This is a genomic window from Nostoc sp. UIC 10607 (genome assembly GCF_047228265.1).
Taxonomy (GTDB): Bacteria; Cyanobacteriota; Cyanobacteriia; order Cyanobacteriales; family Nostocaceae; genus Nostoc; species Nostoc foliaceum_A.
In genome coordinates this window covers 111,849-126,971 of the sequence record NZ_JBIQNW010000003.1, presented here as the reverse complement: position 1 = coordinate 126,971, position 15,123 = coordinate 111,849, and the positions used below count along the sequence as shown (strand labels likewise).

General features: G+C 41.9%; 9 protein-coding genes. 1 reads left to right on the top strand and 8 read right to left on the bottom strand.

The annotated features are described in order from the left end of the window. Positions 1–240 precede the first annotated feature (240 nt). From ACEYW6_RS03995 to fdxB, 8 genes are all read right to left on the bottom strand, one after another. Positions 241–5,757, bottom strand: coding sequence for an AAA family ATPase (locus tag ACEYW6_RS03995; RefSeq protein WP_412978713.1), 5,517 nt, complete (start codon positions 5,755–5,757; stop codon positions 241–243). A gap of 192 nt (positions 5,758–5,949) precedes the next feature. Beyond that, positions 5,950–6,420: an ArsC/Spx/MgsR family protein gene (locus ACEYW6_RS03990; protein WP_412978712.1), complete on the bottom strand. Its 471-nt coding sequence runs from the start codon at positions 6,418–6,420 to the stop codon at positions 5,950–5,952. Positions 6,421–6,503: 83 nt separating this feature from the next. Further along, positions 6,504–7,115: a cupin gene (locus ACEYW6_RS03985; protein ID WP_412978711.1), complete on the bottom strand. Its 612-nt coding sequence runs from the start codon at positions 7,113–7,115 to the stop codon at positions 6,504–6,506. 209 nt (positions 7,116–7,324) lie between these two features. Next, complete coding sequence (locus ACEYW6_RS03980; RefSeq protein WP_412978710.1) at positions 7,325–7,810, bottom strand: hypothetical protein; 486 nt, start codon at positions 7,808–7,810, stop codon at positions 7,325–7,327. Between the two features lie 79 nt (positions 7,811–7,889). Then, positions 7,890–8,489, bottom strand: coding sequence for a heme-copper oxidase subunit III (locus tag ACEYW6_RS03975; RefSeq protein ID WP_196509916.1), 600 nt, complete (start codon positions 8,487–8,489; stop codon positions 7,890–7,892). Between the two features lie 532 nt (positions 8,490–9,021). Then, entirely contained in the window at positions 9,022–10,710 is a 1,689-nt protein-coding gene (gene ctaD, locus ACEYW6_RS03970) for a cytochrome c oxidase subunit I (RefSeq protein WP_412978709.1), read from the bottom strand. A gap of 64 nt (positions 10,711–10,774) precedes the next feature. After that, complete coding sequence (locus ACEYW6_RS03965) at positions 10,775–11,761, bottom strand: cytochrome c oxidase subunit II (RefSeq protein WP_412978708.1); 987 nt, start codon at positions 11,759–11,761, stop codon at positions 10,775–10,777. A 502-nt stretch (positions 11,762–12,263) separates the two neighbouring features. Then, the gene (gene fdxB, locus ACEYW6_RS03960; protein WP_190730863.1) at positions 12,264–12,557 is read right to left on the bottom strand and encodes a ferredoxin III, nif-specific; all 294 of its coding nucleotides are present in this window, start codon (positions 12,555–12,557) and stop codon (positions 12,264–12,266) included. A gap of 933 nt (positions 12,558–13,490) precedes the next feature. Between fdxB and ACEYW6_RS03955 the strand changes: the two genes are divergently transcribed. Beyond that, entirely contained in the window at positions 13,491–15,086 is a 1,596-nt protein-coding gene (locus tag ACEYW6_RS03955; protein ID WP_412978707.1) for a helix-turn-helix domain-containing protein, read from the top strand. Positions 15,087–15,123 lie beyond the last annotated feature (37 nt).

The following is a 15,123-nucleotide window of genomic DNA, read 5'->3' as shown; positions in this document are numbered from 1 at the left end:
AAGACAATGGTCTGGGGAAAGGGGTAAAAGGTAAATTCCCTTTTCCCCTTTAACCGAACCGTATTGAGAGTGATACAGCAAATTGCAACTTCTCTACGTTCTCTGCGGGATGCTACGCAAACGCGCAGCGTATCGCAGACAGAGGCTACGCCAAGGTGAGTACAGATAATTGTAGGGGCACAACATGTTGTGCCCCTACCCATGTACTTCATTTAGCTGAAATACAGCGTATTTCAGTCTCTAGACACTAACCACAAGGTTCTTGCTGACTTCCTGGCAAACTGGAATGCGGATTTGAAACTCCACTCCCTTGCCGGGTTCTGAGGTGCAAGAGAGTGAACCACCATGTTTTTCGGTGACAATTTGGTAGCTAATCGACAAACCCATACCTGTTCCTTTACCCACAGGTTTTGTGGTGAAGAAAGGATCGAACAGGCGGCGGCGAACAGGCTCTGGTATACTCATACCATTGTCTGCAATCCGAATTTCGACTTGATGAGCATCAATTTGTTCAGTGTGAATAGTAATAGTTGGAGTTGTTATTTGTTCTTGATTTTCCACTAATGACTCTTCCAAAGCATCGATCGCATTACTCAACACGTTCATGAACACTTGATTGAGTTGTCCTGCATAGCATTCCACTTGGGGCAGCAAGGCATAGTGTTTAACAAGTTGAATAGCGGGACAATCTGACTTTGCCTTGAGGCGATGTTGCAGAATCATTATGGTACTGTCAATCCCCTCATGAATATTAACGGCTTTAATCTCGGCTTCATCCATGCGTGAGAAAGTTCGCAGGGAAGCAACAATTTGCCGAATTCGGTCTGCTCCAACCCGCATAGAAGAAAGTAGCTTAGGCAAGTCTTCTAGCAGGAATTCTAGATCGATAGCCTCCGCTTCTTCCTGAATCTCTGGATGAGGAGATGGGTAATGTTTCTGGTAAAGTTCCAGCAGTCTCAGCACCTCTTGGGTGTAGCCGTTGGCATGAGTCAGGTTGCCAAAGATAAAATTGACTGGATTGTTGATTTCGTGAGCAACGCCAGCTACCAGTTGCCCTAAGCTCGACATTTTCTCGGTTTGCACAAGATGAGCCTGGGTTTGTTGCAGTTTGTGCAGCGATTTTTCGAGTTGTTCGGCTTTTTCTCGCTCTCGCATTTCGGATGCTTGCAAAGCTTCATTTTTAACTTCGAGTTCTTGTGATTTGGCTTCCAGTTGTTGCGAGTAAGCTTGTAGGTTGGTGTAGAGACGGGCGTTTTCGATCGCGATCGAAATTTGTGCTATCAACAGACTCAGGACATTTACCCGTTCTGGGGTAAAAGCGCCAGGAATAAGATTATTTTCCAGGTAAAGAAGACCAGTAAACTTGCCAGAGTGAATCAACGGTAGACACAAAATTGACTTAGATTGGTAAGTGGCGATATAAGCATCAGCTGCAAAACGGGAGTCTTTAACAGCATCGTCTAAAACTAGGTTGTTTCTGGTTCTTTCCACATAGTTGAATAAGGCAACCGGAAGTAAGGGTAAATTAGTTTCATCCTGCCCATTAACAACAACGCTAACTTCCTTACCTGCAATTGTTCCCGCCGCTTCTAGTATCCATTGATTCTCGTGCTTGGCAATAAAGTAACCTTGGATAGCGCCAGCATTTTGGATGACATTTTTCATCAATTTTTCGAGCAGGCGACTCAGCACTATTTCTTCTGACAAGACCTGTGAAGCTTTCATCACTGTCATCAAGTCGAGAATTTGAGCGCTGCCGCTAGTCGTGGAGTTGTCTAGTGTAAATTCTTTATAATTCGTTTCTAGCTTTTGTGTGTTTGACCGCACAATCAATTGCGGATAGCGTGCTTCTAAATCTTTGACTTTAGCTTTAGCACCCCAATGGCTATAGGCGTAATAAGCATCTGTCATGTAGGTGCGGGCGATCGCTTCTTTACCCCATGACAAATAGAATTTGGCAGCGAGTTCGTAAGCTAGAGCTTCTTCGTTGATGTATTCGTTTTGTTTAGCAAGTGCGATCGCCTGATCATACATCTCGATCGCTTCGATTTTTTCACCTAAAACCCGATGCCGTTCTGCCTCTACGAGATAAAATTTGTGCAGATGATTCATCGGGGCATGATGCGCCCATTTGAGCATTTTTTCTTGATTACTTTGTACTCTTTCAAGAATGCCCTGTTGATCTGACTGTGGAGTATCAGAATACACCGCTAACCACACCAGAGAATCGTAGAAATGGAAGACAGGAACAACGGGCATTCCTACCACTGCATCTAAAGACTTCTCTGCTATAGCGATATTCTCAATCGCTTGAGAGTAATTTTCAAACCAATAACAAAGTAAAAGTTTGTTTAAATATATATAGGCAACTCCTACTTTGTCGTTGGCTTGCTGGTACGATGGCAACTTAATTTGCTCATCGCAGGCTTCACCCTGAAGACGACAAGGATTTTCACTTTTTCCGAGCAGATTTAATATAGCCTGCCAATAGATTTCTATATAATTGAGCGCTGTTTCTTGCTTGATTTTATGAATCGCATCTCTGTTGATTGTTATCTCTTTTTCAAGTCCAGTCAGTTCTTTGCCACTATAGTAAGCTGAACAGGAGTACTGTAGTAGACAGTAGCCTGCATATTCTAAATCTCCTGTCTCCACACCGCTAGAGTAAGCTGACATCAAAGGCTCTAAAGTTTGTCTGAGATGCTCTTTGCAATGTCGGATAAATAGATTTACTATGAAAGCTGTCTTGGCTTTGATTTCTTGAGCATTTAACTTAGACACCAGATTTAAAGCCAACTGACCAAACTGATAACCCGAATCAATATCTCCTATAACTCCACAAAGCAGAAAACCATAATTGGCATAAGCAAAGGGAGAAACGGAAGCATTACCATATTGGACGGATAATTGTACTTGTTTGCACACCGTCAAAGGCAACAGTGTAGGAGCAGCAATGTATGCCGGAGCAAAGATACTTGATAACAGTCGTATAGCTGCTAATTTATAGCGATCGCTCATTTGAGGCAGGTTAATTAAATCCTCAATTCGCTGCCCGTTCAAAATTGCCGCAGTTTCTCCTAGTGCCTGCCCAATGTCTGACGCGTTCGGCTCTTGGGGAAACTCCACCCCTAACAGCTTTAAAACTTGTAGCGCGGTATTAACTGCTTCTATCAGTCTGTTCTGCCCCATGTAAGCTTGCATCTGGACTTCATAGACTTTCACTTTGTCCAGTAGCGTTTTAGCGCGGTTTAGCACAACCTCAACGCATCTCTGCATTTCGTTAAAATCACCACTCAAAAAAGCTGCCTCTGCTGCTTCCTCATGCAGTGCTAATGTTAGGTCATACTGACTTTCCCAGCTATCTTCTGCTAACAAATCTAAACCAACTTGCAAATATTTGATGGCGGAATCGTGCGCTGTGGCTGCTTTTGCTCTTTTACCTGCGATTATATTGAGTTCTGCAAGTTCATATTTTTCTATTTCAGATATCAGTAAATCAGTACCGTAATTGAGTTGATTAACTAAAGCAAATATATTTTCTTTGCGTTCTTCTGGTGTAGTATTTTGCAGCAGTAATTGACCTATTTTCAGATGCGTTGCTTTCTTCTGCTCATCGGGAATTAGAGAATACGCTGCTTGCTGTACTCGGTCATGTAAAAACTTGTAGTCAACTTTGAAATCCGTTAAGGTAACGCTACCTGAATCCTCCTGACTAAACGCTAAGGGAATTTTGTAGTCCTGATTTAACGGCAAAATTAACCCAGCCTGAAGGGCTGACCACAATTGCACCGCAGTGGTTAAAGAAGATGCTTCATTAACGATCGCTAATACATCTAAGTTAAACGTGTTGCCAATACAAGCAGCCAGTTTAAGGACTTTTTGCGTTTCTGGTGACAGTTTGCGAATATTTCTCGCCGTCAGTTCAACCACATTCAGGTCACTAAGACCGATCGCTTGAATATCTGGGATATTCCATTGCCATATCCCTGAATGAAAATCATACGTTAACAAGTCTTCCTGGTACAGGGTTTTGAGCAGTTGCGTTAAGAAGAACGGATTGCCACCAGTTTTGTGTAATAGCAATTCTGCCAACGGTTTGCTGTATTCTGTATAATTCAATGTGTCGCCAATTAACACTTCCACATCCGTTAACTGCAATGGTGCCAAATTGATGTTATCTACCACCGCGCCAGAAGATTGAATCTTGTCTAAACTAAGCATGAGCGAATGGGTGGGCGACACTTCATTATCGCGGTATGCTCCAATTAATAATAGATATTTGCGTAGCTTGCCGCCGTAGGCATCGCTATCCGTCATCAATAGCTCAATTAAGTTTAGCGATGCCGAATCTGCCCACTGCAAATCATCCAAGAAAACAACCAGAGGATGGTCTTGGGTCGTGAATACGCCAATGAATTGCCCAAAAACGCGATTGAAACGATTTTGAGATTCAGCCGCACCAAGTTGTGTTACATCTGGTTGAGTACCAATAATTAGTTCGACTTCTGGAATCACATCGATAATGACTTGCCCATTCTCTCCCAACGCAGTTAGGAGTTTCTTTTTCCACACTTGGATTTGGGCTTCGCTTTCGGTAAGTAATTGCCCAATTAAGGATTGGAATGCTTGAATCAACGATGCATAGGGAATATTGCGCTTGAACTGGTCAAACTTGCCTGCAATGAAATAACCTCTTGCTCCCACAATCGGTTTATGAACTTCATTGACGACACTCGTCTTTCCAATCCCCGAATAACCAGAGACTAGCATGAGTTCACTGCTACCACCTGCCACACGCTTAAACGCAGCCATCAATGTTGCTACTTCTGCTTCGCGTCCGTATAGTGTTTGCGGAATCGAAAAATGCCCAGATTTATCCTGTCTTCCCGGTACAAAGTTTTCAATTTTTCCAGTCGTATGAAGTTGAAATAAGCATTCCTCTAAATCCGCTTTTAGTCCCCAGGCGCTTTGATAGCGCTCCTCTGCTGTTTTCGCTAATAATTTTAAAATAATTGCACTAATTGCCTCTGGTACATCTTCCAGAACACGGCACACGGTTTCGCTACAGGGTGCGGCTGGCGTTTTGGCAATGTGACAGTGGATCAACTCCATCGCGTCAACAGCTTCAAAGGGCAAAATACCCGTCAGCATTTCATACAAGGTGACACCCAGCGAATAAAAGTCGGTGCGATAGTCAACCGCCCGATTCATTCTCCCCGTCTGCTCAGGTGACATATACGCAAGCGTACCTTCGAGCAAATGAGGATTGCTCAAGGTGGGATTTTCTTTATCAAGGCGCGAGGAGATACTGAAGTCAATCAGTTTGGCTTCGCCAGAATCGGGGTTAATTAAAATATTGTCCGGCTTAATATCTTTGTGAATAATCTGTTGGGCGTGCAGTTCTCCTAAAATATGTGCTAGATTAATCCCCACCTTGAGGAAAGTAATCAAGGTGGTTGTTTGAGTTGCAATCAGTTCTTGGAGCAAGCAACCTGGAATGTCTTCCAAAACTAAAGCCAGACCATGCTGATAATTCTTTAACTCGTAGGCTTTAACAATGCCAGGAATTTGCAGAGGCTCAATAATTTGATATTCGTGGCGCAGTCGTGCAATGTCTTCTAGGAGTGGATGTTCGCACAGGAGGGTTTTAACAATGACAGAGACGTTATCAGTTTCTCGCCGTCCACGATAAATGACGGTTTTACTACCGGAGTGAAGGGTTTCAAGGAGTTGATAACCAGATAAAGTAGCTGTCATTGTTTTGTCTTGCAATATTAAGCATACTTACTATGCCCATGCAAGTTTAGCTTTGTAACATTTGTGACGAAAGTCAGCATAATTTCACGAGATGTTACAAAGACTAATTCACTCCAAAGTTGTATGTTGGGACTTGAGAGCATTATTGCATCTCAAACCCAAGAATTCAGGTTTTAATGCAAAAATCCTGTACTAATGCTTACAGCCACCTTCCTTATGGTGTTTATGCCCATGATCGTGACCGTGAGAACAGCCTTGCAAATTTTCCTTCATAAGCTTGTCGCTGATTTCTTGCAAGGATTCATCCACAGCTTGTAAGCCAATCCAAGCATCAATTTTTTGTACATCAAATCCTACCTCGCGCTGTTCGCCTACTTCTAACAAAGGACGGCGAATCAACAGTGGTTCTTTCAGCATCAGCGTCAAAGCAGTTTGTTCATCGATTTTTTCAGGAACCACCTCACCAGATTTTACCTTGGGGGCGGAAAGATTAAACCATTCGGCTACGGGGCGATCGCCAAAAAATGAGCGCAACCGTTCAACTGTCCAAGGTTCTGTTAGCAGGTTGTATGGTATCACCTCATGACCAGCAGCTGTGAGCAAAACTTTTTGCTTAGTACCACTTTTACAGCCTGGTTTGCTATAGAAACTTACTCTTGCCATGCAATTATCTCCTAATTACTCAATTGTTTGTAGTTGGCGCTTTAGCGCTAAAGCGTCTAACTATAAACCCTGACGATGCCTAATTAAAAATTCCTAGCCTGATGAGTACCTAAGTCAAACTCAAATCTCTCATCTGGATCAGTTTCGCCGTAGATATTAAAAGTCACTGTTGGTTCATCACCCATTGCTTCTACACTGTGAATTGCATCAGGAGTGAAGCTAATAATATCCCCTGGAAAGAGAGTTATCTCTCCCGTCTGTTCAATTTTGTCCTGAAATTCTGGGCTATTAGTGCGTCGCCAAAAAGTATTTTTTTCCTCACCTTTTAACACCGCCACTATTCCCCATGTCCCATGATTATGAATGGTTGATCGGGTTCCCGGTGCAAATGTTACTGTTTGCACCGTCAACGGAAAACCCAATTCATCATATAGGAGTAAAACAGAGCTTCCCGTTTTGGGTGAAGCCTCTAAATGTTGACTTTGCACCCAGTAGGAATTTACTATCAAGCGCCTTACGAGCATCCGAATTTCTGGCAGACAATTGGTTTCATTATCACCACTATTGAGAACATCTTCCACCTCAGTTAAAAACCGATAAAGGCGGTAGTTTTCTCTCAATAAATCCCATGCTCTCACAGATTTACAGGCTTGATACTGACCGTCCCCCGTTAGCAGCCAATCCCTACCTTTCATAGATTTTAAATTGATAACGGCGAAGATTGGATGATCAGGATCGGAGAGACATTAGGAATATTGCCTACAGGAAGTTTAGTAGGTATGGTAATAGGAGGAAAGATAGAGTTACTATCAGTAGCCGCTCCTAACAGGGAGTAAGAGGAATATGAGGTAGTAGATAACCAATTGTTCATGATTGTTCACCTTGATTTTTGATTGCTGACTAATTAATCATCTTCTTCTGCTGGACGTGTCAAAATATCCAGTAGAATCCCGGCACCAAAATCATTCTTGTCGTCTATCTGTTTGACTCTGGTGCTGATTTCTTTTGCTTCCTCGATTGCTCCCAGCTTTGCTAATACTAATCCAGAAGCAGCATAAGCATTTAAGTACAATCGAATTTGTGGGTCTTCTTTGCGATTGACTAATATAAGCTTAAGTTGCTCCCAGTCCTCAGGTAATTTTTCTAGTTCTTTAATTTTATCTAATAATTTGACTGTTGTTTGTAATGCAAGAGAATAATTATTCTTATAATAAAAAAATCTATATGCTGCTACCAATACATCTGTATTTTCACCAGTATTAGCTAAAGCTTGTTGAATATACTTTTCCGATTCTGATGTGTTCTCCCAGTTTTGTGCAGCTAAAACTAATAGATTTTTGATGTCTTCTGGAACCTCGAACCACGAGAATTTGTTTGCATCAAGTTGCATAATAATCTTTCTGAGAGTTAGGAGTTAGGAGTGAGGAGTTAGAAGTTAAGACTTAATAATCTCTAACTTCTAACTTTTGTTAAAACAAAGTAAGAACGTACACCAAGGTGAATAAAACAATCCAGATAATGTCTACGAAGTGCCAGTAAATTTCTGTCATTTCGATGAAAGTATGATTGGTTGCAGAATATTCACCGGGAAGACGCGATCGCCACAATACTCGTAATATCAATAACAGTCCCACAAAAACGTGCAAACCGTGGAACCCAGTCATGATATAAAAGCAGTTGGCGAAGACGTTGGTAGTCAGTCCGTATCCTAATGTTGAGTACTCATAAACCTGACCACCCAAGAATATTGCGCCCATGATTGCAGTAATTGCATACCACAGTTGCATTCCCTTGACATTATTCTTTTTAATCGCCTTATCACCGAAGTGAATGACGAAACTACTAGATACCAGAATAATGGTGTTAATCGTCGGTACAAGTAGTTCTACTTCGCTTCCTTCTGGAGGCCAAACTGCTGTAGTACCTCGAAAAAATAAATAAGTGGCAAAAAATCCCCCAAACATCAGGGATTCAGAGGCTAGGAATGTCAACAATCCCCAGACTCTTAAATCTGGATGTTCTTCGTGTCCTGCACTGTGATCTTGACTCGTGGTTGTAGCTATGGTCATAGATTTTTTGACAATATTATCCACTGTGTCTGTTGTGGAAGCTTGAATGAAGAATGAAGTGTGAAGCGGCAAAATTTTCATTCTTCATCCAAAATCCCTGTTTAACTTATACCAATTCACAAAAATCCTGATACATATAGATTTCTCGTAGGGGCATGGCATTGCCATGCCCTTACCAGCGTATTTGTATCATTATTAAAGTGAAATGGTATTAACTCTTCACTTGTTCAGGAATTCTCAAAATTCCGAGTTTCGAGTTTTGAAGCTCAAGTTTCGAGTTCCAAGCTTGAAGTTCCGAGTTCTGAAGCTCAAGTTTCGAGTTCCAAGCTTGAAGTTTCGAGTTTTGAAGCTCAAGTTCCGAGTTCCAAGCTTGAAGTTCCGAGTTCTGAAGCTCAAGTTCCAAGTTCTAAGCTTGAAGTTCCGAGTTCTGAAGCTCAAGTTTCGAGTTCTAAGCTTGGAGTTTCGAGTTCTCAAATTAAATGACTAGAAATTACAGTCACCTTAACAGCGATCGCAGTACTTAATCTATTAACTAAGCACTAGCTTCCGGTGTTGCAGATGGCTGTACTTCATTACTGTGACCATGACCGTAGTCATAAGGGCCATGAGTCACAACCGGCAACACTTCCCAGTTTTCAATTGCAGGTGGCGAGCTAGTTGTCCATTCTAAAGTCAAAGCTTGCCAAGGATTATCACCAGCCAAAGGCCCTTTCAACCAACTGTAGATCATGTTGATGGCGAAAGGAATTACCGATATTCCCAAAACAAATGAACCAAAGGTACAAATTTGATTGAGGTCGATAAATTGGGGGTCATACATTGCCACTCGTCGAGGCATTCCTTTTAAGCCCAACTCGTGCATGGGTAAAAAGGTCAGATTAGTACCGATGAAGGTGAGGGCAAAGTGAATGCGTGCCAAACTTTCATTCAGCATTCGTCCGGTCATTTTGGGGAACCAGTGATAAATGCCGGCGTAAATGCCAAACACGGAACCACCAAACAGAACGTAATGGAAATGTCCAACTACATAATATGTGTCGTGGACGTGAACATCAAAGGGGGCTGTTCCCATCGTCACACCACTTAAGCCGCCCATGACAAACATGGATAACAAGCCAATGGCGAAAAGCATCGCACCGGTGAAGCGGATTTTACCACCCCAGAGGGTAGCAACCCAGGCAAAAATCTTCACGCCAGTGGGAACTGCAACTATAAGAGTGGAGATAGTGAAGAACATCCGCATCCAACCGGGTGTACCACTGGTAAACATGTGGTGTACCCAGACGAACAAACCCACAACGCAGATGGCTACACTAGAATAAGCGATCGCTTTATAACCAAAAATTGGCTTGCGGGAGTGAACTGGAATTACCTCCGACATGATGCCGAAGATGGGCAGAATCATTAAATATACTGCCGGGTGAGAATAAAACCAGAATAAGTGTTGATAAATTACAACGTTACCGCCTGCATCTGGTTTAAAGAAGGAGGTGCCAAAGTTGAGGTCAAACAACAGCAGAACTAAACCGGCTGCTAATACAGGTGTGGAAAGAAGCGCCAGGATGGAGGTTGCCAAGATTGCCCAGCAGAATAAGGGTACTTGATCCCATTTCATGCTGGGAACCTTCATCATCAAAATGGTGATCACAAAGTTCAGTGAACCCAAAATTGAAGAAGTTCCTACCAAGACGATCGCAAGTATCCACATAGTTTGAGCGATTGGTGCTGTCACCAAGCTCAAAGGTGGGTAAGCTGTCCAACCAGATTGCGAACCGCCAAAAATGAAACTACCTAAAATCAGCGCACCGGCTGGTGGGTTTAACCAAAAGGCGATCGCGTTCAGCTTCGGGAAAGCCATATCCCTAGCACCGACCATCAACGGCACCAAATAGTTACCAAATCCCCCAATGGCGCTAGGGACAATCCACAGGAAGATCATGATCGTCCCGTGATTGGTCATGAAAGCGTTATACAGATTGGGGTCGAGTACGTCTGCATCTGGTGTTGCTAATTCGACACGCAGAGCGATCGCCATCAGTCCGCCGATGAGATAGAACACAAATGCCGTTACTAGGTATTGGATACCAATAACCTTGTGATCAACATTAAATGTAAAGTAATCCTGCCATTTCCACGCCTTCGGATGGGAGGTGTGGCCAGCCACCATTTCCGGTTTATTTTCTTCTGGTGGAGTATTCCGTGGGAATTCTACCTGCGTCATATTTTTTTACCACTATCGGGAGTCCAGGGTCAAACGTCCAAAGCTCTTGTACAGACGCGATTAATCAATCGTGTCTCTCCTGACCAATGACCATTGACTCTAGAGTTGCTGCACTAATTCCCATATCATGGGTGTGGGGCGCGAGAAACTCTGATGTTGATAAGTCGGCTGGATTAACAGCAACGACTTGATTGAGGTTTTGCTGTTGAGCAATCTGGTTTTCTGTCCGCCAGCTATCATATTCTTCTGGTGTGTGGACAATTACCTGTGTCCGCATTGAACCGTGATAACCACCGCACAACTCAGCACAAACTACGGGATATGTACCTGGTTTGGTGGCAACAAATCGTAGTTCGGTAGGGATACCGGGAAGTGCATCTTGCTTCAAGCGGAAGTTTGGCACCCAGAATGAATGAATTACATCTTGTGCTGAAAGGTTGAGTTGCACATCAGCACCGACGGGAATGTGTAATTCCCCAGAGGTAATGCCACTATCAGGGTAATTAAATAACCAGGCGTACTGTATACCTTTGACATCAACAACTAAGTCGGCTGGTTTGTTAAGGGTTTGAGGAGACGCGCCAATACCAATTGTCGGCGCAGTTGTTGCTTCAGTATCGCTTAATGTAGCTGCAATAGCACTTCCGGGCATATGAGCAACAGGAGCTGCTGAATGAGGATGACCCGCAGGCTCAAAGCCGCCCATTTGGTTAAAAACATCTACACTGTAGATGCCCAAACAGAGGACAATCACTGTTGGAATTGCTGTCCAGAAGATTTCTAAGGGAACGTTACCTTCTATTGGTAAACCATCAGTATCATCACCGCGACGGCGACGAAACTTCACCAAAAAAATCAGAATAGTTCCTTCTACCACCAAGAAGAGTGCGATCGCAATGGTAAACATGACGTTAAAAAAACCGTCTACCAAAGGCGCTTGTAGCGATGCTTGCACCGGCATCAGAGTGTGGTTTTGACCAATCCAAATGCTGATTGCTGTAACTACTATCCCAGCAACCAGAGTCCATAACGAAACAGGAACTTGTTGCATACATGCTACCTGCTCTGTAAACAGTCTTTAAAGGTGTGATTTTCTGGGTTTTGAGCATTGGGCATTGACTATTGTTATCTATTGCCTATTGCCTATTCCCCATTCCCTTTTACAGGGCAGCGTTTTTTGTTTTCACTTATTAACTTTCTAACGTGCAGCCATAAAAAATGGGGGAAACTTCCAGATTTTTTCCATATCTTTCCCCCAGAAACTTACAAATTATATTTCAACTCCTATGAAAAAGGTAGCCCCCTGCTCCCAGAAAAGCTTGTTGTTCCAAGAGGGCACTGTTAGACCTAATATTGATTAGGCTAGATTAGCAGCAAGTTTAAATTTGTTAATAGCTAACACTTTACGATTTACGGATTTGTTTACTGTGAACTTTTTATGAGTTCCGGTAAATATTTGGTATTCCCCTCAAGTTACCTTGCCTAGCGCATTTGCGCTTTATCCAAACAGTGCCTCCTTGAATAAACAACAATTTTGACTAACTCCAAAAATCTTAATTGTTTAATGCAACATGGGTGTAGCAATTCTTGGGGCAAATCCGTGAACATGCTTCACAACCAATACAGTTTTCTGGAGAAGTAACTGCCATTACTTTCCGTTCAATTTCTTCGTCATCTTCATCTTCTACAAATTCACCTTCTTCATTGAGCGCCTTTAAACCGAGCACATTGTACCCGCATACTTTAACGCATCTGCCACAGCCGATACATTTATCCTTGTCGATTTCTTGAGCAAATTTTGGTGTCCAAGCCTTACCGCCAAATGTCAAACCTGTTAGTTGTGCCATGAATAATTCCTCGGCAATTTCGCCTGTCAATCTGTTTGTGCATTAATCATCATATTATCCTAATAATTTATCTTTTTGGTATTTAAAAATCACTTTTTTATCATCAAGTTTCGATGACCTTGAACACAATTACACATTGTTTTTTATTTCAATTAATAGATGAAACTTATTGCCAATAATTATTATGCATATTTGGTTTACATCCTAATCTCAAAGCCCCAATCCTTGCAGGGTATAGGGAAAATTGAAAATCTCTCTCCTTGCAAAAAGGAGGTTTCTAGATAAGAATGATGATACTATTTTTCAAATATATTTAGGTTTAGGCAAGTAAATTTAGATAAACTGTATATACATATACAAATTAATATGTTCATTAATTACAATTTTATATATGCAATATGTATTTCATAAAGCAACAATTTCCCAGTCACTTTTGATTCAATTATTTAGATAAATGATGACAAAAAATACTTTGATTTCATATGAAGAAACCTAATTGATTTATGAAGGAACTGTAAATTTGATGGCAGAATAGTATCATGCATTAAATATTAAAATTATTAATAAATCAGATAAAGTCCAATTGCGACGGAAATAAATATGTCCTAAAAAGACTTTATGGTCAAAGCTAAAATGTTCATCAGATACGTAATTAAACAAATGTTAAGATTTTTTTCTAAGCTCGGTACGAACAAACTAATCATTTTTTTCATGAAATGTATAGTTAATAAGAAGTTTTATTAGGCTCGGTTAAAAAGCCTTAAATAGCTTCCAATTGGATGCAAAGCCAAAATATGGATGTGGGGAATAAATGTGGTGAGAAATATTATTCTCGCCAGAAAGATTATGTGGTAGCGAGTCATGAATAGACAGGACTCATCCAGGGGAGACCTGAGCCAGACATCTCAACGATTAGAGTGGGAAAAGAGCCAAATGCCTTATACAATTCCTAACAACAGTTGCGTTGGATGTGACAACTGCCGCCCCCAATGTCCTACGGGTGCAATCAGAATAGAGGACAATGAATACTGGGTTGATCCTAGTCTTTGTAATAATTGTGAGGGCTATTATTCAGAACCGCAATGTGTAATAGCTTGTCCAACTAAATCTCCCATTCCCTGGCAGGCGAAAAAGGGGAGATGCAAAGTAGAACCAAGAGATGCTACCAGCTTAGACTTGTTTTCTAATGGTAAAAATAACCCATTTGCTTCAGCGATCGCAATTTGGGAGGCTTGTAATGTCCTAGCGCAACGCACATCCCTACATTGGGAAAATGATGAAGAGGGTTACTTGTGTTACAGCCGACAAGTCAATCAAGGTCGAGGTGCGATCGCCTTTCACATCCAAGATCCATTCAAAGTTAACGACAAAGCCACCGATATATCAGCAATTGAAGGGCTTGACATCAGAGCCGCTTGCATACATCTGATTTTTGCAGCTTACGCTACAGCTTTAGAGCAACCTTGGGAGCAAGAATTTGCGATCGATGAGCGACAAATTGAGAAATATTTGGGGATGGAGAAACGCAAAGACTTGAGCAAAGCTGCCAAGCTAGCTTTAATGAAAAATATCGTTCAGCAAGCTTGCTCTCTGATTATCTCCATTGACTGGCCCCAACAAGGTCGAATTAACGGATTCTCTATTACAAATAGTCGCTTGTGGCACTTAGTAGATATTCAGCACCACTTTCAAGAAGACAATCTTGGATGCAAATATCTGATTGGGTTAACTTTTAAAGTAAAAGCAGGCTTATGGGCACAATATTTTTTAAACAAACAAGCATGTAGAGAGCGAACCGCATTCTATCAATACGGTAGTCTTCCTAAAACGCTGCTAACCACAGTCATGAGCATTTGGCAGCAACATGAAGGCGCAGTTCGACTAATGCTGTGGTTGCTGTTTAAAACCAAAATGGGCAAAGAACAACGCATCACTATTCCTACATTGCTGCGTATTGCTTATGGTGAAGAAAAAGTCGCTCTTGCATCCAGACAACGGGAAGAACGCAAACGTCTGCTGCGAACTTTTGAAAGTGATTTGGAAATTCTCAATCACTATGGAATGAAACCACTTTTCGACCCAATTACTTACCCACCAGAAATTCAACCTTTGTGGGCGAAGTTAGTTAATCTTCCTGAAGACCCAGATGAAGCGTTAGAATTTTGGACTAATGATGGTGGCGCTGAAACTCGCCTCACAGACACAGGCCCCCGTGGTAAGTGGAATCTGTTAATGAATGCGCGGATTTTGGCTTTTGAACTCCCACCAGAATGGGAACAGCAAATTTCAGAATCGGAAAAAAAGAAAACAAGAACTGCTAAAGCCAAAAAGAAGCCCAAAACTACAAACGATTTGCTAGGTGAACAGATTTTGCAAGCGCGAAAAAATTTGAATCTCTCCCAAAGAGAGTTAGCAAAACTCACAGGTAAAAGCCAAAGCTGGATTCGAGATATCGAAAATGGTCGTTTAAAAGCCAAGTTAGAAGACCAAGTACTTTTACGAAAAGTGCTAAATATGGCTCAATCTTAAATTTGGATTTTGGATTTGGGTTCAGATACAAGCCTGG